The 24,405-nt window shown below is 75.0% G+C and carries 16 protein-coding genes and 1 tRNA gene; 14 read left to right on the forward strand and 3 right to left on the reverse strand.

Going from position 1 to position 24,405, the window contains the following annotated elements; genetic code table 11:
• The first annotated feature begins 26 nt into the window (after positions 1 to 26).
• From BGK67_RS28350 to BGK67_RS28375, 6 genes are all read left to right on the forward strand, one after another.
• Positions 27 to 2,009 carry a sensor histidine kinase gene (locus tag BGK67_RS28350; RefSeq protein WP_069922733.1) on the forward strand — a complete coding sequence of 661 codons (1,983 nt, stop codon included), beginning with the start codon at positions 27 to 29 and terminating at the stop codon, positions 2,007 to 2,009.
• A 35-nt stretch (positions 2,010 to 2,044) separates the two neighbouring features.
• The gene (locus BGK67_RS28355; RefSeq protein ID WP_069922734.1) at positions 2,045 to 2,479 is read left to right on the forward strand and encodes a roadblock/LC7 domain-containing protein; all 435 of its coding nucleotides are present in this window, start codon (positions 2,045 to 2,047) and stop codon (positions 2,477 to 2,479) included.
• Complete coding sequence (locus BGK67_RS28360) at positions 2,476 to 2,889, forward strand: DUF742 domain-containing protein (protein ID WP_069922735.1); 414 nt, start codon at positions 2,476 to 2,478, stop codon at positions 2,887 to 2,889. The genes BGK67_RS28355 and BGK67_RS28360 overlap by 4 nt, the downstream gene beginning before the upstream one ends.
• On the forward strand, positions 2,867 to 3,496 hold the full coding sequence (locus BGK67_RS28365; RefSeq protein WP_069922736.1) for a GTP-binding protein: 630 nt from the start codon (positions 2,867 to 2,869) through the stop codon (positions 3,494 to 3,496). Before BGK67_RS28360 ends, BGK67_RS28365 begins: the two co-directional genes overlap by 23 nt.
• The gene (locus BGK67_RS28370) at positions 3,493 to 4,044 is read left to right on the forward strand and encodes a GAF domain-containing protein (RefSeq protein ID WP_069922737.1); all 552 of its coding nucleotides are present in this window, start codon (positions 3,493 to 3,495) and stop codon (positions 4,042 to 4,044) included. The genes BGK67_RS28365 and BGK67_RS28370 overlap by 4 nt, the downstream gene beginning before the upstream one ends.
• Before the next feature lie 75 nt (positions 4,045 to 4,119).
• Positions 4,120 to 4,512, forward strand: coding sequence for an MmcQ/YjbR family DNA-binding protein (locus BGK67_RS28375; protein ID WP_069922738.1), 393 nt, complete (start codon positions 4,120 to 4,122; stop codon positions 4,510 to 4,512).
• Positions 4,513 to 4,579: 67 nt separating this feature from the next.
• Here the strand turns inward: BGK67_RS28375 and BGK67_RS28380 are convergent, their stop codons facing one another.
• Both BGK67_RS28380 and BGK67_RS28385 read right to left on the reverse strand, forming a co-directional pair.
• A complete protein-coding gene (locus BGK67_RS28380) occupies positions 4,580 to 5,491 on the reverse strand; it encodes a transketolase family protein (RefSeq protein WP_069922739.1) in 912 nt (303 codons plus the stop codon).
• Positions 5,492 to 5,507: 16 nt separating this feature from the next.
• Positions 5,508 to 6,209, reverse strand: coding sequence for a thiamine pyrophosphate-dependent enzyme (locus tag BGK67_RS28385; RefSeq protein WP_069922740.1), 702 nt, complete (start codon positions 6,207 to 6,209; stop codon positions 5,508 to 5,510).
• A 147-nt stretch (positions 6,210 to 6,356) separates the two neighbouring features.
• On the opposite strand from BGK67_RS28385, the gene BGK67_RS28390 reads away from it, so the two are divergent.
• A tRNA-Pro gene (locus tag BGK67_RS28390) sits at positions 6,357 to 6,433 on the forward strand.
• A gap of 63 nt (positions 6,434 to 6,496) precedes the next feature.
• On the opposite strand, the gene BGK67_RS28395 is transcribed toward BGK67_RS28390, so the two are convergent.
• On the reverse strand, positions 6,497 to 8,041 hold the full coding sequence (locus tag BGK67_RS28395) for a fused MFS/spermidine synthase (protein WP_069922741.1): 1,545 nt from the start codon (positions 8,039 to 8,041) through the stop codon (positions 6,497 to 6,499).
• Between the two features lie 323 nt (positions 8,042 to 8,364).
• Between BGK67_RS28395 and BGK67_RS28400 the strand changes: the two genes are divergently transcribed.
• The 7 genes from BGK67_RS28400 (at position 8,365) to BGK67_RS28430 (ending at position 23,827) form a co-directional block, all read left to right on the forward strand.
• On the forward strand, positions 8,365 to 9,621 hold the full coding sequence (locus BGK67_RS28400; RefSeq protein WP_069922742.1) for a helix-turn-helix domain-containing protein: 1,257 nt from the start codon (positions 8,365 to 8,367) through the stop codon (positions 9,619 to 9,621).
• A gap of 284 nt (positions 9,622 to 9,905) precedes the next feature.
• Positions 9,906 to 10,457 carry a cobalamin B12-binding domain-containing protein gene (locus BGK67_RS28405; protein ID WP_279628714.1) on the forward strand — a complete coding sequence of 184 codons (552 nt, stop codon included), beginning with the start codon at positions 9,906 to 9,908 and terminating at the stop codon, positions 10,455 to 10,457.
• Positions 10,454 to 11,938: a methylaspartate mutase gene (locus BGK67_RS28410; protein WP_069922744.1), complete on the forward strand. Its 1,485-nt coding sequence runs from the start codon at positions 10,454 to 10,456 to the stop codon at positions 11,936 to 11,938. Before BGK67_RS28405 ends, BGK67_RS28410 begins: the two co-directional genes overlap by 4 nt.
• On the forward strand, positions 11,938 to 12,939 hold the full coding sequence (locus BGK67_RS28415) for an asparagine synthetase A (RefSeq protein ID WP_069922745.1): 1,002 nt from the start codon (positions 11,938 to 11,940) through the stop codon (positions 12,937 to 12,939). The genes BGK67_RS28410 and BGK67_RS28415 overlap by 1 nt, the downstream gene beginning before the upstream one ends.
• Complete coding sequence (locus tag BGK67_RS28420; protein WP_069922746.1) at positions 12,936 to 14,210, forward strand: glutamate synthase-related protein; 1,275 nt, start codon at positions 12,936 to 12,938, stop codon at positions 14,208 to 14,210. Before BGK67_RS28415 ends, BGK67_RS28420 begins: the two co-directional genes overlap by 4 nt.
• Before the next feature lie 196 nt (positions 14,211 to 14,406).
• Positions 14,407 to 19,182, forward strand: a complete 4,776-nt coding sequence (locus BGK67_RS28425; RefSeq protein WP_069922747.1) for a non-ribosomal peptide synthetase — start codon at positions 14,407 to 14,409, stop codon at positions 19,180 to 19,182.
• Positions 19,183 to 19,240: 58 nt separating this feature from the next.
• On the forward strand, positions 19,241 to 23,827 hold the full coding sequence (locus BGK67_RS28430) for a non-ribosomal peptide synthetase (RefSeq protein WP_079154416.1): 4,587 nt from the start codon (positions 19,241 to 19,243) through the stop codon (positions 23,825 to 23,827).
• The last annotated feature ends 578 nt before the right edge of the window (positions 23,828 to 24,405 follow it).

A 24,405-nucleotide genomic window follows, 5' to 3' on the forward strand; every position in this document is an offset into this window, starting at 1 on the left:
CCGGGCCCCACGTACCGAGGACGCCGATGTCCGAACCCCGCGCCGCCCGCCACGCCCCGTCGAGACACACCGTCACCGGTCCGGGCCGGCAGATACGCCCCCAGCTGATCCGCGCCGCCGTCCTGCCCACGCTCGCCGCCGGACTCAGCGGCGCCGCCGCGGTCATCTTCACCCTCCAGCTCGGCGGCGGAGCGGGCGACCGGGACGCCCGGCTCTGGCCGGTGCTCACCGGCTGCGCCCTGCTCGTGGCCGGGGCCCTCGCCGCGGCCCTGCTCGGCGCGCAGCGCGGCGCCAAGGCCGTCCGGGACCGGTGCGAGGCGCTGCGCCGCTCCAGCGTGCGCGGCCGCCAAGAGCTGCGCGGCGCCGCCGACCGGCTGGAGCGCGGCGAGGCCCCCGGCCGCCCGGTGCGCGGCGGCCCGACCGGGACCCCGGCCGGCCCCGACCCGGCGGGGGTGGACGAGTTCTGGCTCCTCGCCCAGGAGCTGCGCGGGGCCCGCGAACAGGCCCACGCGACCCTCGTACGGCTGGCCGGGCCGGCCACGCCGTCCGACAGCGACCGGAAGGTCGAGGTATTCGTCAACCTCGCGCGCCGTCTGCAGTCCCTCGTCCACCGCGAGATCTCGCTGCTGGACGAGCTGGAGGACACCGTCGAGGATCCGGACCTGCTCAAGGAGCTCTTCCACGTCGACCACCTCGCCACCCGGATCCGCCGCCACGCCGAGAACCTCGCGGTGCTCGGCGGGGCCGCCTCCCGGCGCCAGTGGACCCGGCCCATCGACCTGAGCGAGGTGCTGCGCTCCGCGGTCGCGGAGGTCGAGCAGTACACCCGGGTCAGGGTCGTGCCCCCCGCCGGCGGCAGCGTGCGCGGGCACGCCGTCGCCGACGTGGTGCACCTGCTGGCCGAACTGGTCGAGAACGCCACGGTGTTCTCCGCGCCCGACACGGACGTGGTGCTGCGCGCCGAGCGGGTCACCGCCGGGATCGCGGTCGAGGTGGAGGACCGCGGGCTCGGCATGCCGGCGCAGGAGCAGCACCGGATGAACGCGCTGCTCGGCGACCCCGACCAGATCAGCGTCCGGCATCTGCTCGCGGACGGGCGGATCGGGCTGTTCGTCGTCTCCGCGCTGGCCCGCCGGCACGGGATCGCCGTCGAGCTCAAGTCCAACATCTACGGCGGGGTGCTCGCCGTCCTGGTGCTGCCGCGGGAACTGCTGGGCGCGGAGGCGCCGGGCGCCGCCGACGCGGCGGGCTCCCGTGCCACATCCTGGGGGACGGGCCAGGCCTCGCCGCTCCCGCCGCCGCTGGAACCCGTACGCGTGGCCCGGCCCCGCCCCCGCCCGGAGCCGGCCGGCCCCGGGCCGGGCGCCTGGCCGACGGGTGCCGCGAGCCCCGGGCCGGCCGCCCCGGCGGGGGCCGGCCACGGGCGCGCGTCCGGGCCGGGGGCCGGTGCCGTGGCCGAAGCCGTGACCGTGGCGGAGGTCGTGGCGGAGCCCGGGCCGTGGGTCGCGAACGGGGCCGTTCCGGCGCCCCGGGCCGGGGAGGGGAACGCGGCGTCGCCGGCGGCCCCGCCCGGGCCGGGGCCGGCCATCGCGGCCGGCGCCGGGGCGGGCGCGCGGCCCGTACCGGCCCCGCCGGAGACGTGGGCCGCGCCCGCGCACACGCCCGCGGTGCCGGCCGGCGTACAGACCGATCCGGCCCTGCCCGAGACCTGGGCCGCGCCCGCGCCGGCCGCCCAAGCCCCGGCCGACGCCGGCCCCCTGCCCGCGATGTGGCAGGCTGCCCCGGCTCCGGTGTGGACCGGGCCCGCGGTCACCGCCCTGGCCGGGGCCGAAGCGGCGGACCGGCCCGTCCTGCCCCGGCGGCGGGCGCAGCAGCACCTCGCGCCGCAGCTGCGCGAGGTGCCCGTACCGCGGAGGGCCGCGGACCCCGAGCAACCCGTACACGACCCCGGCCTGATGGCCGCCTTCCAACGGGGCTTCGGCCTGGCGCAGTCGGAGAACCAGGCATGACCCCGACCCCTCACCCCAGCAAGGAGCGCACCCCCATGGGCGGCGAAGTGGCAACGAAGACCGGCAGCCGGCTCTCGGACCTCGACTGGCTGCTCAGCGGCCTGGTGCAGCGCGTGCCGTACACGCGCAGCGCCGTGCTGCTGACCGCCGACGGCCTCGTGACCTGCGTGCACGGCCTGGACGCGGACAGCGCCGACCACATGGCGGCGCTGGCGTCCGGGTTGTACTCGCTGGGGCGCAGCGCCGGATCCCGCTTCGCGGACGGCGGGGAGGTCCGCCAGGTCGTCGTCGAACTCGACACCGCGCTCGTCTTCGTCTCGGCCGCCGGTTCCGGCACCTGCCTGGCGGTCCTCGCCGACCGCGCGGCCGACGCCGGGGTACTCGGCTACGAGATGGCCATGCTCGTCAAGAGCGTCCGGCCGTACCTGGCGGCCCCGCCGCGGCGGCCCGTCGCCGACGCGGAGCGATGAGAGGCCGCGCGGCGGGCGCGTACCTGAAGGGGCGGGACACACCCTGGCTCGACGACTCGGCGGGCCGGGTGATGCGCCCGTACACCGCCAGCGGCGGGCGGACCCGGCCGGGTGTCGCGCTCGACCTGCTCTCCCTGGTGACCGCGACCGGGGTGCGGCCGCGCGTACCGCTGGGCGCGGAGCACACGCTCGCCCTCCGGTTGTGCGCGGGCGCCGCGGCGGTCACGGTCGCCGAGGTCGCCGGGCAGCTGCGGCTGCCCGCGGTGGTGGTGAAGGTGCTGCTGTCCGATCTCGTGGAACACGGGGCCGTCATGGCGCGAGCGCCGCGTTTCCCGGGCTGCGGACCGTTCGCCGCCGATGACCAGTCCCTGCTCCGGGCGGTGCTCGATGGCCTCCACAAACGCTTGTGACGCACCCGCTCCCGAGGCCGCTCCCGCGACGCTGAAGATCCTGGTCGCGGGCGGTTTCGGGGCGGGCAAGACCACCTTCGTGGGCGCGGTGAGCGAGATCGAGCCGCTGAGTACGGAGGAGCTGATCAGCGGCCTCGGCGAGAGCGAGGACCCGCTCGGCGGGGTCGAGGCCAAGACCACGACGACCGTCGCGCTGGACTTCGGCCGGATCACGCTCGACCGGCGGCACGTGCTCTACCTCTTCGGGACGCCCGGACAGCACCGCTTCTGGTTCCTGTGGGAGGAGCTGTGCGCCGGCGCGCTCGGGGCGGTGGTGCTCGCCGACACCCGCCGCCTCGCCGACTGCTTCCCCGCCGTGGACTTCTTCGAGCGGCGCGGCATCGGCTTCATCGTCGCCGTCAACGAGTTCGACGGCGGCCACCGCTACGGGCCCGACGAGGTCCGCGAAGCGGTGGGGCTGGGGCCCGAGGTGCCCGTCGTACGGTGCGACGCGCGCCTGGCCGGCTCCGGGACGGGGACGCTGGCCGCCCTCGTCCGCCATCTCCTGTGCACGACCACGGGGGCGGCATCCAGCAATTCGTCTTCGGAGTCGGGGGAACCGTCATGACGTACTACGAATCGACCGGACACCTGCTGCTCACCCCCGTGGACCGGGAGGCGCCCGCGCGCGTCCAGCGGCTGCGGGAACTGGGCCTGGGCGAGCGGGTGGACGCCGAACTGGACGCCTTCGCCCGGCGCGTCGCGGACGTGCTCGCCGCGCCGTACGCGGGGGTCAACTTCATCGGCGAGGAACGGCAGTTCTTCGCCGGGCTGCACCACGCCGCCGAGGCGCCGGCGAGCGCCTACCCCGCGCGGGTGCTGGCCCGGGACCGCGGCTACTGCCCGCACGTGGTGGTGCGGCGCCGGGCGCTGGTGCTGGAGGACGTACGGGACTTCGCACGCTTCGCGGGCAACGCGGTGGTGGACGAGAGCGGCGTGCGCTCGTACGCGGGCGCGCCGCTGACCGACCGGCGCGGGTTCGTCCTGGGCACGGTGTGCGCGGTGGACGTGGTGCCGCGCAGGTGGGGGACCGAGGGCCTCGCCACGGTGAAGTCGCTGGCGGCGGAACTGGTGGAGCTCCTGCACGCCCGGGAGGACCGGCGGCGGACGGCGTAGCCGGGCGCGGCGCCGCCGGCTCGGTGCGCGTCTCGGTGCGCGGCGGATGTCGGCGGCGGGGTCTACGGTCGTGCCATGGGCACCACCGCGCAGGACGTCCGCACGATCGCGCTGTCGCTCCCCGACAGCAGCGAGAAACCGGCCTGGGGCATGCCCGCCTTCCGGGTGGGCGGCAAGATCTTCGCCGCGCTGGCCGACGACGACACCTCGATCGGGGTCAAGTGTCCCAAGGAGGAACGGGCCGGGCTGATCGCGGCGGAGCCGGAGAAGTTCTTCGTACGGGAGGGCCACGACGACGACTACGCCTGGCTCCGGGTCCGGCTGGCGGCGGTGGAGGACACGGCGGAATTGCGCGCGATCCTAATCGACTCCTGGCTCCAGGCCGCCCCGAAGCGGCTGGCCGCGGCCCATCCGGGACTGGCGGACGGCCGCGCGGGCGACGAGGGCGCCGCGGCCGACGAGGCCTGAGCACGCGGCGGCACGCGGACCGCACCGCCACGGCCCCGGCCGGGGGCGGGGGGCCGGGGTCGCAGCACTAGCGCAAGGTCGGCCGCAGGAAGCCCGTGAGGCGTTCGCGCAGGGACCGCGGGTCCAGGCCGTGGGCCGCGGTGTGCTCGTCGATCGTGCCGTAGCGGCGCAGTTCGGCGCGGCCGACGCCCAGGCCCAGCACCCGGTGGGGCGCGTCGGCCAGGGCGTCGTTGGCGGCGGCCGTGGAGGTCCCGGCCAGGTAGGGCTCGACCAGGACCACGTCGGCGGTCGCGGCGCTCCGGACGGCCGCGCGCAGCGCCGCGTCGTCGAAGGGGCGCACGGTGGAGGCGTACAGCACGGTCAGGTCCAGGCCCTCGGCCGCCGCCAGGACGTTGTCGAGCAGCGGCCCGACGGCGAGGACCACGCCGGCGCGTCCCTCCCGTACGGTCTGGAACCGCAGCCCCTCCACCGGTCGCGGCGCCGTGTTCGACTGCTGCGAGAGCCGGACGTAGACCTTGTCGTCCCCGGCGGCGTAGGCGTGCCGCAGCAGGGCCTCCGCCTCGTCTGGGTGTCCGGGGACGTGGACGGTCCAGCCGTCGAGGGTGTCCAGCAGCGCCACGTCGCCCGGTGCCATGTGCGTGAACCCGCCGGCCGGCCAGTCGTAGCCGGCGCTCGCGCTGACCAGCACGCCGCCCGTGCCCTGGTGTCCGAAGTCCAGCTTGACCTGCTCGAACGGCCGCTCCACGAGGAAGCTGGCGAAGGTGTGCACGACCGGCCGCATGCCGGTGAGGGCCAGGCCGCCGCCCACGCCGACCAGCAGCTGCTCCCGGATCCCGACGTTGACCACCCGGTCCGGATGGCGCCGCTGGGCGGGCAGGAACCCGTCCATGGTGATCTCGGCGAGCACCAGGGCCAGCCGCGGATCCTCGTCGAGCAGGCGTGAGGTGACGGAGATGAATCGTTCCCGCATGGTGTCCATGTACGTCTCGGCTCCCCTACTGCTTCTTCTCGACGCGGGCGACCACGACGTGCGGCCGTCCGGGGTGCGGTGCGGTGAAGGCGGCGTGCAGCGCGGCGTGGTCCCGGCCGTCCACGGTGGCCGCGGACCAGCCGGCGGCCTCGAAACGGGTCGCGATCCCGCCGGGCCAGCCGTGGGTGGCGGAGTCGTTGTCGATCACCACGGTGTGCAGCCGCTCGAGCCCGGCGGAGCCCGCGTACGCGAGCGCCTCGTGGTTGCTGCCCTCGTCCAGCTCGGCGTCCCCGATCAGCACCCACACCGCCGGCTCGGCCAGCCCCTGCGCGCGCAGTCCGAGCGCGCTGCCGACGGCGAGCGGCAGCCCGTGCCCGAGCGAACCGCTGCCGATCTCCACGCCGGGTATCAGGGTGCGGTCGGGATGGTGCCCGAGGGGCGAGTCGTACGACCCGAATCCGGGCAGCCAGTCGACGGGGAAGAACCCCTTCGCGGCCAGTACGGCGTAGTACGCCATCGGCCCGTGCCCCTTGGACAGCAGGAACCGGTCGCGCCCGGCGTCCGCGGCGGTCGCGGGCGTCACCCGCAGCACCCGGTCGTAGAGCACCCACAGCACGTCGAGCGTGGAGGTGGCGGCGGGCCCGTGCTTCTCGGCCCCGGTCATGAGGCCGATCAGCCGGCCCAGATCCTCGTAGCGGAAGTCCCTCTCCGCGGTTGCCTGCGTCATGAGTGGATCATGCGACCTCAAGCGCGGTTGAGGTCAAGAACTCCCCGCTCCGGACCGCCGACCGGAAAGGCGCGCGCGACCACCCCGCGAAGTGCGGTATTGTTCTCCTGCGCGTTCAACCAGGGGAAACCCCAGGTCAACGGGCATCGGGACGTGGCGCAGCTTGGTAGCGCACTTGACTGGGGGTCAAGGGGTCGCAGGTTCAAATCCTGTCGTCCCGACCATGCGGAAACGCAGGTCGGAGGTCGTTCTCTCATTCGTGAGAGGACGGCCTTTCGTGCGTTCGGCTACCGGCCGCTCCGTGGGCCGTAAGGCTGGAGGAGCTGGTCGACGGGTGCGTGGTCGTCGGTGAGCGGTCGAGCGTCGCCGACCCAGGAGGTGAGGTCGTCATCGGTGGCGATCTTCCAGCCGGTTTCCCGGGCGTCCAGGGCTGCCTGGGTCGCGCGGAGGTCGACGGGCCGGTTGGAGGCGATCACCACCAGATTGCCGCCCCCGGGGGTGGAGGTCGGGTCGAGGCCGATGGCGGAGGGTTCGCCGACGACGGCAACGTGCTCGAAAGTTCCGCTGATGGTGGCTACTTCGGCGCGTGCGAAGGCCATGCCGCCGTGATCGATGAGGTTGGCCACGTACAGGCCGTCTTCCGTGAGCACCCGCCGTACGTCGGCCAACGCCTCCACCGTGGTGAGGTGCCACGGCACGCTGACACCCCCGAAGGCGTCGCCGACGACGAGGTCACGGCTGGCGGCGCCCAGTCGCCGCAGGCCGAGCCTGCCGTCCTCCACCCGTACGTCGATACCGCCTTCTGACCCCAGGCCCAGTTGGTCGCGGTCGATGTGCACGACCCCGCTGTCGATCTCGGACACGAGGCTGCGCGTCCCGGGCCGAGTGGCCGCGAGGTAACGGGGAAAGGTGAGCCCGCCCCCGCCCAAGTGGTGGGCGGCAAGTGCCTCACCTGTGGGGAAGGCGGCATCGACCACAGACGCGAGGGCGCGCACGTACGCGAACTCGAGCAAGGTCGGGTCGTCGATGTCGACGTAGGAGTGCCGCACGCCGTCCAGAACGAGTGTGCGGCCGCTGCTCCGGTCGGGGTCCACGACGACCCGTGCGCAGTGGTACCTGGTCTCCGTGTCGCAGCCACCGGGCGCGACCGTGGTGGCGAGGCCGCCGGCGACGACCACGAGGGCGAGGGCGGGGGCGCTTCTCCACCGGCGCGTTCGCCACTCGACCAGCGCCGAGCCGGCCACCAGCAGCGTTCCGAGGCCGATCAGGATGCCGCTGACCGGCAGCCGCGCGATGAGGACGAAGCCGGTGAGGACCGTGCCGACGATGGCGCCGACGGTGCCGACGCCGGACAGCCGGCCGACCACCGTTCCGGTTTCGGCGAGGCTGGTGAGACGCAGCTTGGTCACGATCGGCGTCACCGCGGAGAGCAGCGCCCCCGGCACGAGGATGGTCAGGGACGCGATCAACAAGAGCAGGGCCGGCGCCCACTCCGCGGTGGTGCGCAGCACGGCGGGGGTGAGCGCCACGACCGCTCCCGACACCCCGAGCGAGGGGCCGATGAGCCGGCGTGGATCGACCTGGTCGGCGATGCGCCCACCCAGCCAGGAGCCGAAGGCGATCGCGGTGAGGGCGATGCCGATCACCATGGTGCTGGTCTCGAGGGTGAGGCCGAGGTAGGGAGCCAGCAGCCGCAGAGCGACGATCTCCACCACCAGGACCGCGGCCGACGACCCGAACACGAGCACGGCAGCGGTACGGGGACCCAGGCCGTAGCCGCGGGGCGTGCCCTCGGCGACGGGCGAGGAGGACGATCCGGTCACGGGCGACATCCTTGCACGTGACGCATCGCCGGCATGGCGAAAGTCCTCATTCCTCCCCGCACACGCCTCTGAGTGGTGAGGGGCACGGCGTCCGCCCGACGGCGTCCGAGGCGTCCGCGGCTTCCGGTGGATTGTCGGCGGGTCGCGTGGAGAGAGCGTGAACGTGTGGTGATCGGCTGTTGATCGGCCGTAGAGCCGTGCCGTGGACCATCTGCGCCAAGGGGAACAACGGCTCGACGGTCACCACCGGTCGCCGCCGCCCACGGCGTGCCACACGGCCGCCCGGGCCCCCGGTCCCCGGTAGTTGGCCAACCCACGGAAGGTGGACGGGCATGCACGGTGTTCAGTTGCTGCACTCGACGGCGGGCTTCGGAGAGCTGCTCAGGATCCGGCGTGAACGGGTCGGGCTGACCCAGCAGGTGCTCGCCGACCACGCGACCCTCAGCGTCCGGGCGATCCGTGACATGGAGAGCGGGCGGGTGCAGCGCCCCCGGCAGGAGACGGTCCGGCTGCTGGCCGACGCGCTGCGGCTGGAGGGCCGCAGCCGCTCGGACTTCGAGGCGGCCGCGCGCCGGCAGGCCCTCGTCGAGGAGCCGAGCGACGAGCCGACCGCGCCGCCGGTCGCCCGGGGCGCCATCGTCGGCCGGGAGCTGGAGGCCGAGGTGCTGACCGACGCCCTCGCCGTGCACGGCGACCGGCTGGTCACGGTGGCCGGACTGGGCGGGGCCGGCAAGACCCGGCTGGTTCTGGAGGTCGCGCGCCGGCTGTACCTCGCGTCCCGGTGGTCCGTGCGCTGGATCGACTGCGGCAGCCGCCCGGCCGCGGGACTCGAACGCCGGGCGGACCTCGCCCGGGCGATCGGGGAGCGGCCCACGCTGCTGGTCCTGGACGGCGCCGACGCCGGCGTGGACACGGCCCTGCTGGACGAACTGTTCCAGCGCTGCCCCGGCCTCCGGGTGCTGATCACCGCCCGCGTCCCGCAGCCGCTGGCCGGCGGGCAGGTGATCCCGCTGGCCCCGCTGCCCACCCCCGGGCCGGAACTCGACCACGACCCGGTGGCGCTCGCCGAAGTGGGCGCCGTCCGGTTGCTCCTCTCGCACCTGCGCCGACTGCGCCCCGGCTACCGCCTGGAGTCCGAGGAGGCGCCCGCCGTCGCCGCGCTCTGCCGCCAGTTGGACGGCCTGCCCGGGGCGCTGGAGCTGGTGGCCGGCTGGTCGACGGTGCTGTCGCCGCGGCAGCTGGTGGCGCGGCTGGCGGACGGACCGTTCCATCTGGGGCCGCCGCCGGCCGGGTTCGGCGGCGGGGCGGACGTGGGGGCGGCGCTGGGGGCCGCGCTGGACCGGCTGACGCTCGGCCAGCGGGACCTGCTGGAGCGGCTGGCGGCCAGACCGGGGGACTGGTCGGGCGAGGACGCCGTCGAACTGAGCGGCAGACCGCCGCAGGAGTGCCTGGCCGCGGTGCACGAGCTGCTGGCGAGCGGGCTGATCCGCAGCGTCCCGGCGCGCGACGGCGTCCGGTTCACCGTGCTGAACCTGTGCCGGCGCCTGTGCGGGGCCGGGGCGTACCCGGCGCTGGCCGCGGCGAGCTGAGCCCGTACGACAGGCCCGTACGAGGACCCTGTACGGCAGGCCCGTACGAGGACCCCGTACGAGAACCCGTGCGTGAGCCCTGTCCGAAAGCATCGGCCTGGGCCCATACTGCCCGGTTCCTGCCGGGCTAGCTGCCGGTCCGGCGTCCTGATCCTCCCTAGCGTTCTGTCCACGGTCCGGGCGAGCCGGACACCCGGAGACCCGGCGGCCCTGGCGCCCCGGACACCGGAGGCCCGCCATTTCCCGGGTCTTCCCACCACCTACCGACACAGAGGGTTTGCGCCGTGGAGCAGCATGCCGTGGAGCAGCACGGAAAGGCCGAGCCGAGCGGTCTGGACGTCGTCGTGACGACCATGGCCTCGGACTCGCACACCTGGAACCTGGTCTTCCTCCAGCTGCTGCTGGAGGAGCTCGGCCACCGGGTCATTAACCTGGGCGCGTGCGTGCCGGACGAGCTGCTGGTCGCCGAGTGCCGCCGGATCGAGCCGGACCTGATCGTCCTGAGCAGCGTCAACGGGCACGGCTTCCACGACGGGCTGCGGGTGATCGCGGCGTTGCGCGCCTGCCCGGAGCTGGGCCGGACGCCGACGGTGATCGGCGGGAAGCTCGGGATCGCGGGCTCCGGCACACCCGCCCGGCAGCAGGAGCTGATGACGGCGGGCTTCGACGGGGTGTTCGAAGAAGGCGGCTCCGTGCTGGATTTCCATTCCTTCATCGGCACCCTGTCCGCCGGACCCGGGGCGCTGCCCGCCGCGCCCGGGGCGCTGCCCGCCGGGGCCGGGGTGTCGCCCGCCGGATCCAAGGCGCTGCCCGCCGGGTCGGGGGTGCTGCTGTGACCGGCTCCGGCTCCGGCGGCGCGGCCGAGGCCCTCGCCGCACGCCCGGCCGCCCCCGTCGCCCCCGCGGCCGGTTTCGGCGCCTTCGTCGCCCGGGCCCGGGCGGCCGGCGACCTGGTGGTCCAGCCCAGGATGGGCATGGCCGACCCGCTGCGGATGCGCGACGGCCTGCTCGCCACCCGGGACGCGGACGCGGTCACCGTCGGCACCATCACCCTCGACAGCTACACGCGCACCGGCGATTTCGCGGCCGCCCGGCGCGCGCTCGCCGAGGGAGTCGGCCTGAACGGCTACCCGATCGCCGCCCACTCCGCGGACACCACCCGCGCGGTGCTGCGGGGCGTCGCGGACGCGCGCTTCCCGGTGCAGGTCCGGCACGGTTCGGCGACGCCGGAGCACATCGTCCGCGCGCTGCTGGCGCTCGGCCTGGACGCCACCGAGGGCGGACCGGTCTCGTACTGCCTGCCGTACAGCCGGACGCCGCTGCGCGAGGCGGTCGTCAGCTGGCAGCGCAGCTGCGAACTGCTGCTCTCCGCCGCGGAGTTCGGCGCGGAACCGCATCTGGAGACCTTCGGCGGCTGTCTGATGGGACAGCTCTGCCCGCCGAGCCTGCTGGTCGCGCTCAGCGTGCTGGAGGCCCTGTTCTTCCGGCAGCACGGACTTCGCTCCCTCTCGCTCAGCTACGCCCAGCAGGCCGATCCGCGCCAGGACGAGGAGGCGCTCGCCGTGCTCGGGCGGCTGGCCGGCGAACTGCTGCCGGACACCGACCACCACCTCGTCCTCTACGCCTACATGGGCGTCTTCCCGCGCTCGCCCGGCGGGGCCCGGCTGCTGCTGGAGGACGCGGCACGGCTGGCGGTGAGGGCGGGCGCGGCCCGGCTCATCGTCAAGACCACCGCCGAGGCGCACCGGATCCCGACCGTGGGCGAGAACGTACGGGCGCTGGAGACGGCCGCGGCCGCCGCGGCCGACGAGCGCGCCGCCCGGGGGCTGGCCGCCGTTCCCGGCGCGCAGGTCCAGGACACCGGTATCGAGGCGGAGGCGCGGGCGCTGATCGGCGCCGTGCTGGAGCTGGACGCCGACATCGGCCGGGCGCTGGTCCGGGCCTTCGCCGCGGGCTACCTGGACGTGCCCTACTGCCTGCACCCCGACAACGCCGGCCGAGCCCGGACCTCGCTGGCGCCCGACGGCCGGCTGCTCTGGTCGAGTGTCGGGTCGATGCCGATCGCCGGCCTGGCGGACGCGGGCCCGCGTCCGCCGATCCTGGGATCGGCCGGGCTGATCTCGGCGCTCTCCCAGGTCCAGCGGACCTATGACGCCCGCGCCGAGGCCCGGCCGGCCGTCGCAGCCGGCCCCGACGCGCCTCGCGTGTCCGTACCGCCCGGGACACCCGTAGCGCCCGGGACACCCGTACCGCCCCGTACGCCCGTACCGCCCCGCACGACGCCCACGCCACGACGAGAGTTGGGACGCACCCCCTGATGACCACCGACGGGCCCACGGCCTTCGCACCGATCCCGGATCCCGGCCGCCACCTGACCGCCCCGACCACGCGCAGCGCGCTGCGGATCCAGCACCAGCTGCTGTCCGCGGCCCGCGAGTTCCTGCGCGAGCAGGGCTTCACCGAGCTGCTCCCGCCGATCATCGGGCCGGTCACCGACCCCGGCTCGCGCGGATCCAAGCAGGTCGACGTCGACTTCTACGGTCACCGGTACAAGCTGATGACCAGCGCCATCCTCTACAAGCAGGCTTCGCTGCTGGCCTTCGACAAGATCTTCTGCATCGCCCCCAATGTCCGGCTGGAGCCGCTGGAGACCGCCGGCACCAACCGCCACCTGGCCGAGTTCCACCAGCTCGACGTGGAGGTGGCGGGCGCGACCAGGGACGACGCGGTCCGGCTGGTCGAGGAGCTGGTGGTGCACATGGTCGACAGCGCGCTCCGCGAGCTGCCGAAGGAGTTCGCCGGACTCGGCCGGGACACGGGCGCGTTCACCGAGCTGCTGAAGGGCTCCTTCGGCCGGATGCGGCACGCGGAGGCGGTCGCCGAGCTCCAGGGGCTCGGTCACCCGCAGAGCCCGGACGCCGAACTGGACTGGGCGGGCGAGGCGTTGCTCTCCGCCCAGCGCGACCGGCCGTTCTTCGTCACCGACTACCCGAAGGGCTCGCGCGGCTTCTACGACCGGGAGGATCCCGAACAGCCGGGGCTGCTGCGGAACTTCGACCTGATCGCCGCCGAAGGCTACGGCGAGCTGTGCAGCGGCAGCCAGCGCACCAACGACTACGCGGAGATCGTCACCCGGATCCGGGAGACCGGCGAGAACCCGCAGAAGTACCGCTGGTACCTGGACCTGGTCCGCGAAGGCGTCCCCGGCAGCGCAGGATTCGGCATCGGCGTCGAGCGGCTCACCCGGTATGTCGCCGGGCTGGACGCGGTCTGGCAGGCCGCGGCCTTCCCGAAGGTGGCGGGAGTGGTGTCGCCGTGAGCGACCTCTCGGCGCCCGGCTTCCCCGAGGAGGAGGTCCGCCGGCGCGCCCGGGCCGGGGCGGCGGAGGCCTTCCCGCCGCCGGGCGAGTACGGCCGGGTCTTGTTCGGCGCGGAGCCCGGGGGCGGCCGGCAGCCGGACGGCGAGCGGGATCCGCTCGACGCCCTGCGGATCGTCCCGCCGGTCTTCATGCCGCAGCGCCTCGCCCGGCTGATCGACCTCGGTCGGGAACCGGACTACCGGGATGTCGAACTGGCCACGGAGATAGGGGGATTCAGCTCCACCATGCCGGTGTACGTGTCCGCGCTCGGCTCCACCCGGGCGGCCGGCGGTGATCTCGGCCTCGCGCTCAGCCGGCAGGCGGGCGCGCTCGGCCTCCCCATGGTGATCGGCGAGAACGTCGTCCCGGTGAACGGCTACGGCCGGCTCGGCGAGGCGGCGGACCGGGCGCTGCTCGGCCGCCTCCGCGCCTACGCCGGGGAACTGCCGGACGGGCAGGGCGGGGTCGCCGTCCAGCAGTCCACCGAGGACGCCGACGCCGAGGTGTGGAACCTCGTCTACAGCGACCCGGCCGCGCGTCCCCTGCTGGAATCGGGGCGGCTGGCCTTCGAGTTGAAGCTCGGCCAGGGCGCCAAACCCGGACTCGGCGGGATGACCGTGCTGGACGCGGAGGCGGCCGCCCGGCTCGGCGACCGGTACGGGCTCGACGAGGTCTTCGGCGACGGCCGGGTGCTGCGCTCCAGTACGCCCGGCACCTTCACGGCGGAGATCCTGCGCCAGCAGATCCGGCTGATGCGCAACAACTTCCCCCGGGCCCGGGTCTGGGTGAAGCTGCACCCCGGGCGGGACGTGGCCGAGGCCGCCCGGGTGGCCGCCGAGGCGGGAGCGGACGCCGTCACGGTGGACGGCGCCGAGGGCGGCACGGGCTGGGCGCCCGGGGTCTTCCCGGCCCAGGTCGGCCTGCCGCTGGCGGAGTGCCTGCGCCGGCTCGGGGCCGCCGGAGCGCCGCCCTGCCTGCTGGTCTCCGGACGGATCTGGGAGGGCGGCCGGGCGGTGAAGAGCCTCGCGCTCGGCGCCCGCGCGGTGGGTCTGGGCCGGGCGGCGCTGCTCGCCGCGGCCGAGGACCCGCAGGCCGGGCTGATCCGGTTCGCCGAATGCCTCGCGCTGGAAATCCGGCTGCTGGTCAGCGCGCTCGGAAAATACGCGCCGACCGCGCTGGACCGGGAGGACGTATGGTCGCGGGATTTCCCTGGAATTCCCGTCACCGGATAATCGAAAAGCCGTTTCCCACAGCCCGTCGAGGCGCCCGCGTGCGCCCCGGCGGGCTGCTTTCATGGTGTAAATCGCCTGGTCAACCGGCAGTTGAAACTGCCCTCGGTCTTCCCCGCATTCTGCCGATCGGCCCCGCGGCGCCGACCTATCGTCGAGATCACTACCCGCAGCGTCGTTAATTCATCGGGGTTGGATGATGGAATCTCGAGATCTTCCTTTCATATCCGTCGCACGCCGGTTTCCGGACCGCCCGGCCCTGCGCCTCGGCGCCCGGACCGTCGCCTACCGGGAGCTGGACGAGCTGAGCGGCGCCCTCGCCGCCCGGGTCGCCCCCGGGCGGACGGTGGCCGTCACCGGCCGGGACCGGGTCGACCACGTCGTCGGCCTGCTCGCCGCGCTCCGCGCCGGCGCCACCTACCTGCCGCTGGACCGGGAGGCGCCCGATGAGCGCAACCGCTGGATCCGGGAGGACGCCGGCGCCACGCTCGCCTACACCGACGGCGAGCTGGTCGAGGTCGACCGCCCCGCCGCACTGGCGGGCGCGGTCGAGGCCGGCGGCCCCGCCGCACTGGCGGGCGCGCCGGAGCCGGACCGGCGCGGCCGCGAGTCCGCCGCGGGCTACCTCGTCTACACCTCCGGCACCACCGGCCGCCCCAAGGGCGTGCACGTTCCGCTCACCGCGCTGGCGGGCCACCTGGCCGCCGCCGTCGAGTGCTTCGGCCTCACCGAGGACGACGTGGTGCTGCACTTCGCCCGCCCGACCGTGGACGTGGCTGTCGAGCAGGTCCTCACCGCCCTCTCGGTCGGCGCCTGCATCGTCGTACCGGAGGAGCAACTCCTCGCGCCCGCCGCTCTGCTTGAGCTGCTGGACAGTGAGGGTGTGACCGTGGCCAACCTCGCGGCCGGCTACTTCCAGGAGGTGGTGGCCGCACTGCGCGAGGACGCCCGCCCGCCGCGCACCCTGCGTCTGATGATCTCCGGCAGCGACCGGCTCCAGCCGGACGCGGCGGCCGGCTGGTGCGCCGCCACCGGCGTGCCGCTGCTGAACGCCTACGGGCCGACCGAGACCGTGGTCACCGCCACCGTCCACGCGCTGGCGGGCCCGGCCGCGGCGGAGGGCGGCGACACCGTCCCCATCGGCCGCCCGCTCGGCGGACGCCGCGCGTACGTGCTGGACGACCGGCTGCGGCCGGTGCCGCCCGGGGCGTCCGGCGAGCTGTACCTGGGCGGGCCGCTGCTGGCCTCCGGCTACCACGGCCGCGCGGGCCTCACGGCCGGCCGGTTCGTCGCGGACCCCTTCGCGGCGGAGCCGGGCGCCCGGATGTACCGCACCGGGGACGTGGTCCGGCGGGCCGGTACGGACGCTGCGCTGGAGTTCGTCGGCCGCGCGGACCACCAGGTGAAGATCCGCGGCTTCCGCGTCGAGCCCGGTGAGATCGAGCTGGTCCTGGCCGGCCACCCCGACGTCGCCGGAGCCGTCGTGGTGGCGCACGAGGGCAGGCTCGCCGCCTACACGACCGGCAGCGCCCCCGACCCCGCGCAGCTGCGCGCCTACCTGGCCGAGCGGCTCCCCGAGCACATGGTCCCGGCGACCGTCACCCCGCTGGAGGCCTTCCCGCTGACCGCCGGCGGCAAGGTGGACCGAGCGGCGCTCCCCGAGCCCCAGGCCGCGCCCGACGCACCGGCCGCCGGCCGGCGGCCGCCCCGCACCCCCGCCGAGCAGCTGATCGCCGCCGTCTGGGCGGACGTGCTCGGGGTGCCCGAGGTCGGCGCCGACGACAACTTCTTCCACCTGGGCGGGGATTCGCTCACCGCCGTGCGCGTGGTCGGCCGGGTCTTCGACGTGTTCGGGATGGTCTCCCCGTACACCATCTTCGACGCGCCCACCCTCGCCGAGTTCGCCGCCGCGGTCACCGCCGCCTCGGACACCGGCGAGCGCCCCGCCCTGAACCGGACCGGCGCCACCGAGGCACCGCTCGCGCACTTCCAGCGCGGGCTCTGGTTCCTGGACCAGTGGAACCCGGGATCGCCGACCTACATCGTGCCCTGGGTGTTCCGCTTCGCCGGGCCGGTCGACCCGGAGCTGCTCCGGCTGGCCCTGGCCGGCGTGGTCGAGCGTCACGAAGCGCTGCGCACCACCTTCGAACTGGGCGAGGAGGGCCCCCGGCAGGTGGTGCACCCCGCCGTGGAGCTGCCGTTCTCCGTCCTGGAGACCACCGCGGAAGCCGTGGACGGGCTGCTCGCCGAGGCCGCGCTGGTGCCCTTCGACCTGGAGACCGGCCCGCTGGTCCGCGCCCACCTCTACCGCACCGGCGGGACGTCCACCCTGCTGCTGCTCTGCCACCACATCGTCTGGGACGAGGGATCACTGCCCGTTCTGGAGGCCGAACTGGCCGCCCTGTACGAGGCGCTGGCCGCCGGACGCCCCGCCGATCTTCCCGAACTCGCGGTCCAGTACGCGGACTACAGCACCTGGCAGAGCCAGGACGGCACGGCCGAACGGCAACTCGCCCACTGGCGCGAGCACCTGCGCGAGGCCCCCACCGAACCCCTGCTGCCCACCGATCGACCCCGTCCCGAACTCCAGGCCTTCCGAGGTGCGTTCCACCGGTTCGCGATGCCCCGTCCGGTCGCCGAGGCCGTCCGGGCGCTGGCCCGCAGCGAGGACGCGACCCCGTTCATGGTGCTGCTCGCCGGGCTCGCGCTCACCCTGCACCGGCGCACCGGCCGCAGCGACCTGGTGATCGGGTCCCCGGTGAGCGTGCGCGGCCGCGCCGAACTCGACGCGCTGATCGGGTACTTCGTCAACCTGCTGCCCCTGCGCGTCCGGCTCGACGAGGGGATGGACTTCCGGGATCTGGTCCGGCACGTCCGCGAGGTGGCCATCGACGGCTACCGCCACCAGGAGGCGCCGTTCGACGCCATCGCGGGCGCCGTCATGGAGGAGCGGCCCGACGACCGCGCCGAGGACCGCAACCCGCTCTGCCAGGTGCTCCTGGAACTGCACCCGCTGGACTCCCGCCCGCTGACCGTCGGCGGCACCGAGGTCACCCGCGAGCTGCACTCCAACCCCGTCTCCCGCTTCGACCTGTCCATCTCCGTCGACGACCGCGGCACCGACTTCACCGGCCGCTTCGAGTACGACTCCGACCTGTTCGACCCCGCCACCATGGCCGAGCTGTGCGAGGCCTGGCTCGGCACCCTCGCCGCCGCCGTCGAGGCGCCCGTGCACACCCTCTTCGAGGACCGGGCCGCCCGGGACCCGTACGCCCTGGCCCTGGTCAGCGGCGAGGAGCGCGTCGACTACGGCACCCTGAACGAGCGGGCCAACCGCCTCGCCCACCACCTCGGCGGCCTGGGCATCGGCCGCGGCGACACCGTCGCCGTCCTGGTCGAGCGCGGACCCGACCTGGTGACCGCCCTGCTCGCCGCGCTGAAGGCAGGCGCCGCCTACACCCTGCTCGACCCGGACTTCCCGGCCGAGCGGCTGGCCGGCGCGGTCGCCGACTGCGGCGCCGCACTGCTGATCACCCACCGCGACACGAGCCCGCCCTTCCCGGTCGCCCGCCACCTCGACCTCGACGCCTCGGCCGCCGCCGTCGCGGCCGGTCCCGGCCACGACCCGGGTTCGGCGGTCACCGCCGCCGACCTCGCCTGCGTGATGTTCACCTCCGGCTCCACCGGCCGCCCCAAGGGCGTAGCCGTCCCGCACCGCGCCCTCACCACCACCTACCTCGGCCAGGACTACGCCCGCTTCGGGCCCGACGAGGTCTGGCTCCAGTGCTCCCCGGTCTCCTGGGACGCCTTCGCCCTGGAGCTGTACGGCGCACTCGCCTTCGGCGGGGTGTGCGTGCTCCAGCCCGGCCAGCGTCCCGACCCGCAGGCCGTCGCCGACCTCACCCGCCGCCACGGCATCACCCAACTCCAGCTGTCCGCGAGCCTGTTCAACTTCCTGCTGGAAGAGTTCCCGGAGACCTACGACGACCTCAAGGTGGCCTTCACCGCCGGCGAGCGGGCTTCGGTCACCCATGTCGGCAAGGCGCTCGACCAGTACCCGGGCCTCGTCGTCGCCAACGGCTACGGACCCGTCGAGAGCCTCGGCCTCACCACCTGCCACCGCGCCACTGCGGAGGACGCCGCCGGCGCCTCCATCCCCATCGGCCACGCGCTCCACGGCAAAGCGGTCCACGTACTCGACGAGCGGCTGCGCCCCGTCCCGGACGGCACCACCGGCGAGCTGTACGCGGCCGGCGGCGGGCTCGCCCTCGGCTACGTCGGCCGGCCCGGGCTGACCGCCGAGCGATTCGTCGCCTCCCCGTTCGGCGCGCCCGGCGAGCGGCTCTACCGCACCGGCGACCTCGGCCACCGGACGGCGCAGGGGGTGCTGGAGATCACCGGCCGGATCGACGACCAGGTGAAGGTACGCGGCTTCCGGGTCGAGCCGGGGGAGATCGAGGACGCGCTCACCCGCCACCCGTCCGTGCGGGAGGCCGCCGTCGCCGTCCACGAACCCGCCCCGGGCGACCGGCGGCTCGCCGCCTACGTCACCCTCGCCCCCACCGTCGGCGGAGCCCCGGCGCCCGGCCCCGACGCACTGCTCGACCATCTGGCCGCGCTGCTGCCCGAGCACATGGTGCCCGCCACGCTCGACGTGCTGGACGCGCTCCCGCTCAACCAGAACGGCAAGGTCGACCGCCGGGCCCTGCCCGCCCCCGCCGAGCGCCCCGAGGCCGCCGCGACCGACCCGCTGACCCCGGAGCAGCGGCTGGTGGCCGACGCCGTCCGCGCCGTCCTGGGGCTGGCCGACGGGCCCGGTCCGGACGCCGACTTCTTCCGGATCGGCGGCAATTCGCTGGCCGCCGTACGCGTCGCCATGCGGCTCTCCCAGGAGACCGGCACCAAGGTCCCGCCGCAGGCGGTCTTCCGCGGCCGGACGGTCGGCGCCATCGCCGAACGGCTGGCTCCGCGATGACGCGACAACCGGCCCGCCCGCCCGCCAGCCCATCCGACCGACCGAAGGGAACGAGGCCGTGAGCCCGTCCGCCGACCTCCCCGCCACCCCGCGGGCCGACCCCCCCGCCACGTCGCCGGCCGCCCCGCCCGGCACCCGGCCGGCGGACCCGCCCGGCGACCTGCCGGCCGCCCGGCCCGGCGACCTGCCGGCCGACCTGCCCGCCGGCCTGCTCCGTACCGCGCCCGTCCCGGGCCTCCAGCGCGGCCTGTGGTTCCTCGACCGGTGGAACCCCGGGGCCGCCACCTACACCACCCCCTGGACGTACGAGGTCACCGGCCCGCTCGACCTCGCCCTGCTCCAGCGGGCGCTCGACGGCGTGGTCGCCCGGCACGAGGCGCTGCGCACCACCTTCGCCCTGTACCCCGACGGCCCGCGCCAGTACGTCCACCGCACCCTGGCCGTGCCGCTCGCCGTCAGCGACCTGCGCGAGCTCCCCGAGCCCCGGCGGGGCGACCGCGCCGAGGAGCTGATCGCCGAACGTGCCGCCGAACCCTTCGACCTGACGGCGGGCCCGCTGCTGCGCGCCGAGGCGTTCCGGCTCGCCGACGACCGGACCGTGCTCCTCTTCGTGGTCCACCACATCATCTGGGACGGCTGGTCGGCCGAGGTCTTCGACCGCGAACTGGCCGAGTTCTACCACGCGTCGGCCGAACACCGGGCCCCGGACCTGCCGGAGCTCACCACCCAGTACGCCGACTGGGCGCGGGAGGAGCAGCACACCTCGTACGAGGAGCACCTCGCCCACTGGAAGCGGACCCTCGGCGGCGCCCCCACCCTGCTGGAGCTGCCCGGCGACCGGCCGCGGCCGGCCGAGCGCAGCCAGCGCGGAGCCACCGAGCCGTTCGGCCTGACCCCCGGCGCCGCGGCCCGGGTCCGGGAACTCGCCGAACAGGAGGGCGTCACCCCGTACACCGTCCAACTCGCCGCCTTCGCCCTGCTGATGGGCCGCTGGACCGGCGCCGACGACCTCCTCGTCGGCACCCCCGTCACCACCCGCGACCGGCCCGAAGTCGCCGATCTGATCGGCTACTTCGTCAACCTGCTGCCCCTGCGCGTCAAGCTCGACCCCGGTGCCACCTTCCGCGGGCTGCTCGCCGACCTCCAGGACAGCGCCTTCGACGCCTTCGGCTACCTCGACGTCCCCTTCGACCAGCTGGTCGACCTGCTCGCCGCCGACCGCACCCCGCAGCACCCGCCGCTGGTCCAAGTGGTGTTCGGCGCCCACACCGAGGACCGCACGCCGCTGGCGCTCGGCGCCGCCACCGCCGAGCGCACCGTCCGCTCCAACGGCACCAGCAAGTTCGACCTCACCTGGTCCGTCTTCGAAGGCGCCGACGGCGGTGAACTGCGCGGCGAGGCCGAGTACAGCAGCGACCTCTTCGACGCCGGCACCGTGCGCCGCCTCGCCGCCGACTACGCCGCCCTGCTGGACGCCGCCCTCGCCGACCCGGACGCCACCGTGCTCCGGCTCACTTCCGCCGGGCCCTCGCACCGCCCGGCCCGCCTCGACCCGGGCCACTGCCTGCACCACCTCTTCGAACGGGCCGCCGACGCCCACGGCGACCGGCCCGCCGTCAGCGACCGGAACGGCACCCTCGGCTACGCCGAACTCGACCGCCGTGCCAACCGGCTGGCCCACGCCCTGCTCGCCCGCGGGGTGCGCCCCGGCGACCGGGTCGGGCTGCTGCTGGAGCGCACCGCCGCCGTGCCGGCCGCGATCCTGGCCGTGCTCAAGACCGGCGCCGCCTACGTACCGGTCGACCTCGCGGCCCCCGCCGAGCGGGCGGCCCTGGTCTTCGGCGACACCGCCGTCACGGTGGTCCTCACCGACCGGCCCGACCGCGCCCCCGACGGCCCCTGGCAGACCCTCGACCTCGCCGCCCGGGCCGCGGAGATCGCCGCCCACCCGGCCGTCCGGCCCCCCGCCGCCGGCCGCCCCGGCGACCTCGCCTACCTCATCTTCACCTCCGGCTCCACCGGACGGCCCAAGGGCGTCGCCGTGGCCCACGAGCACGTGAGCCGCCTCCTCGACTCCGGCCGGGACCACTTCGGATTCGGCCCGGAGACCGTCTGGACGCTGTTCCACAGCTACGCCTTCGACTGGACCGTCTGGGAGCTCTGGGGCGCTCTGCTCCACGGCGCCCGGCTGGTCGTCGTACCGCACCTCACCAGCCGCTCGCCCGAGGAGTTCGCCGGCCTGCTCGAGGAGGAAGGCGTCACCCACCTCTGCCTGACCCCCTCGGCGCTGCGGCAGCTCGAACCGGCGCTGCGCCGCCGGCCGAGAGCCCTGCCCGCACTGCGGTGGATCATGCTCGGCGGCGAGGCGCTCGACCCGGGCGTGGTCCAGCGCTGGCACGAGCTCGACCCGCTGCCGCCCGCCCGGCTCTGCAACCTCTACGGCATCACCGAGACCACCGTCCACGTCACCCTCCACGACGTCGCCGAGGGCGGCGTGGGCTTCGAGCGCAGCCTCGTCGGCGAACCCATGCCGCACCTCACCGCGCTCGTCCTCGACGACTGGCTGCGGCCCTGCGCCCCCGGCGTCCCCGGCGAGCTGTACATCGGCGGCGGCAGCCTCGCGCACGGCTACTGGGGCCGCCCGGGCCTCACCGCCGGCCGTTTCGTCGCCGACCCGTACGGACCGCCGGGCGCCCGCCTCTACCGGACCGGCGACGTCGCCAGGCGGCTGCCGGACGGCGGGATGGAGTACGTCGGCCGGGCGGACTTCCAGGTGAAGCTGCGCGGCTTCCGGATCGAGCTCGGCGAGATCGAGAACGCCATCGCCGCGCACCCCGAGGTGGACGCCTGCGTGGTCACCGTCCACGACGACCGGCTCGCCGCGTACGTCACCGGGCGCTCCCCGGCCGAACCCGGTGACCTGCGCGCCTTCCTCGCCCGCTCGCTGCCCGACTACATGATCCCGGCCGGCGTCACCGTGCTGGACGCGCTGCCGCTCACCGTCAACGGCAAGGTCGACCGGGCCGCGCTGCCCGCCCCCGACCGGGCCGCGCCCACCCCGGCCGCCGGCCGGCACGTCGAGCCGCGCACGCCGGAGGAGGAGCTGTTCGCCGGCGTCTGGACGGACGTCCTCGGGGTCGGCGGGATCGGCGTCCACGACGACTTCTTCCACCTCGGCGGGGACTCCATCCGCGCCGTCCAGCTGGCGGGCGCCCTGCACGACCGGGGCTGGCAGGTCACCCTGCGGGACGTCTTCAACGCGCCCACCGTCGCCGAACTCCTGCCGCTGGCCCGCCCGGTGGCCGCCGACCCCGCCGCGGAGCGGCCGTTCTCACTGATCGAGGAGGAGGACCGGGCCGAGCTGCCGGCCGGGATCGTCGACGCCTACCCGATGGTCTCGATGCAGCTCTCCATGGTCTTCCACATGGAGGTCGCCGGCGGCACCGACAGCTACCACAACGTCAACTCCTACCGGATCACCGGAGACCTCGACGAGAGCGCCCTGCACCGCTCGGTCGAGGAGGCGATGGCCCGGCACGCCGTGCTGCGCACCGGCCTCGACCTCTCCGGCTACGGCGAACCACTCCAGCTGGTGCACGGCTCGCTGCCCGTACCGATCGAGTTCGCCGACCTGCGCGGAACGCCGGAGCAGGCGCGGGACGACAGGATCCGTACCGTCTTCGAGCACCACCGCGACCGGCCCTTCGACCTGGCCGCACCGCCGCTGTTCCGGATCACCGTCCAGCGGCTGGCCGACGACGCCTTCCAGCTCACCATCTCCGAGCACCACGCCATCCTCGACGGCTGGAGCTTCACCTCGCTGCTCACGGAGATCCTCGAACGGCACACCGCGATCGCCGCCGACCCGGCCTCCGCGCCGACCCCGCCGCCGCGCACCGCCTTCCGGGACTTCGTCGCGGTGGAACGCGCGGCCGCCGCCGACCAGGAGTCCCTGGCGTACTGGCAGCGGCGGCTCGACGGGGCCACCGGCCAGCTGTGGCCCGGCAGCGAGGACGTCCACGAGCTGCCGCGCACGGTGGAGCGGGTGCTGCCCGACGCCCCGGGGCAGCTGCGGGCGGTCGCCGACGCGCTCGCCGTACCGGTCAAGTCGGTCGCGCTCGCCGCCCACCTGTACGCCCTGGCCCGCATCACCGGGCGCCGCCGGGTCACCACGGGTCTGGCCATGAACGGCCGGCTGGAACGGCTCGGCGGAACCGAGGTGTACGGGCTGTTCCTCAACACCGTCCCGCTGGTCGTGGAGCCGGACGAGGAGGACCTGGCCGCGCTGGTGCGCCACGTGCACCGCGAGGAGCTGGACATGATGCCGCACCGGCGGGTTCCGTTCGCCCGGCTGGCCCGGATGATGGCCGACACCGCGCTCGACAGCCAGTTCGGCTACCTGAGGTTCCACGCGCTGGGCCGGCTCAGCGCCGCCCGCATCGAGGACGGCCGGATCGGCTGCGAGCCGACCCTGCGGCACGAGCCCAACAGCTTCGCGTTCGGCGCCTCGCTGATCCAGGACCCGGTGTCGCAGCGCGTGCTGCTCGCCGTGGACCACCAGCGCGCGCTGGTGGACGACGCCGCGGCGGAGGAGTTCATCGAGGCCTACGCGACTGCGCTGGCCCGCCTGGCATCCGACGCCTGAGCCGTTCCCGTACGGGGCGGGCCCGGCGCTCCCCGCCCGCCGCCGACCCGGTCCCGGCACCGTCGGCCGACACGTCGCCCCAGAACCACGCGCCGCCTGTCGCCCCCGAGAAGCGGACGGACCGGGGCCAAGGCCTGGGCGGCTCCGTCCGGGCATGCGCCCCGCAGCGCCGGACCGGCTCCGCCGCTGCCCTGCCGGCGGGCGTGGCCGAACTTGGCCGCGAGTTCGGGCGGTTCGGGGTGCGAAGCCTGGCTGAGGCGACGCCTGGTCCGGCCCCGAACGGGGCCGGAGGGCTCGGGTGGGACGGCAGGCCGGCTGCGGCGGGTCCGTCCGGGCGTCGGCCCTGTCGGCCGTTGGCCGGGGTGCGGGCCCATGTTGGGGCCACGTACCGCCGGGCTCGCGCCGGGGCGACGCCCGGTCGGCACGCGCAGGAGCCGGACCGGTTCTGCCTCGGGCGGTACCGAATCCGGCTGCCGGCCCGGCGGGTTCGGGGAGCGGGGCCCGACCGGGCAACGCGGCGAGGCCCCGACTGCCGCTGCGGCGGGTGGTGCCGGAGCCGCTCGGGCGCCGGAAGCGTC

This window comes from Streptomyces subrutilus (genome assembly GCF_001746425.1).
In the GTDB taxonomy this organism is placed as follows: Bacteria; Actinomycetota; Actinomycetes; order Streptomycetales; family Streptomycetaceae; genus Streptomyces; species Streptomyces subrutilus_A.

Bases quoted from the DNA above. Each gene is read 5' to 3' on its own strand.
- BGK67_RS28385 (WP_069922740.1), bottom strand. From the start codon at position 6,209: ATGACGCAGGCAACCGCGGAGAGGGACTTCCGCTACGAGGATCTGGGC.
- BGK67_RS28355 (WP_069922734.1), top strand. From the start codon at position 2,045: ATGGGCGGCGAAGTGGCAACGAAGACCGGCAGCCGGCTCTCGGACCTC.
- BGK67_RS28370 (WP_069922737.1), top strand. From the start codon at position 3,493: ATGACGTACTACGAATCGACCGGACACCTGCTGCTCACCCCCGTGGAC.
- BGK67_RS28425 (WP_069922747.1), top strand. From the start codon at position 14,407: ATGGAATCTCGAGATCTTCCTTTCATATCCGTCGCACGCCGGTTTCCG.
- BGK67_RS28400 (WP_069922742.1), top strand. From the start codon at position 8,365: ATGCACGGTGTTCAGTTGCTGCACTCGACGGCGGGCTTCGGAGAGCTG.
- BGK67_RS28350 (WP_069922733.1), top strand. From the start codon at position 27: ATGTCCGAACCCCGCGCCGCCCGCCACGCCCCGTCGAGACACACCGTC.
- BGK67_RS28365 (WP_069922736.1), top strand. From the start codon at position 2,867: ATGGCCTCCACAAACGCTTGTGACGCACCCGCTCCCGAGGCCGCTCCC.
- BGK67_RS28380 (WP_069922739.1), bottom strand. From the start codon at position 5,491: ATGGACACCATGCGGGAACGATTCATCTCCGTCACCTCACGCCTGCTC.
- BGK67_RS28395 (WP_069922741.1), bottom strand. From the start codon at position 8,041: ATGTCGCCCGTGACCGGATCGTCCTCCTCGCCCGTCGCCGAGGGCACG.
- BGK67_RS28375 (WP_069922738.1), top strand. From the start codon at position 4,120: ATGGGCACCACCGCGCAGGACGTCCGCACGATCGCGCTGTCGCTCCCC.
- BGK67_RS28415 (WP_069922745.1), top strand. From the start codon at position 11,938: ATGACCACCGACGGGCCCACGGCCTTCGCACCGATCCCGGATCCCGGC.
- BGK67_RS28360 (WP_069922735.1), top strand. From the start codon at position 2,476: ATGAGAGGCCGCGCGGCGGGCGCGTACCTGAAGGGGCGGGACACACCC.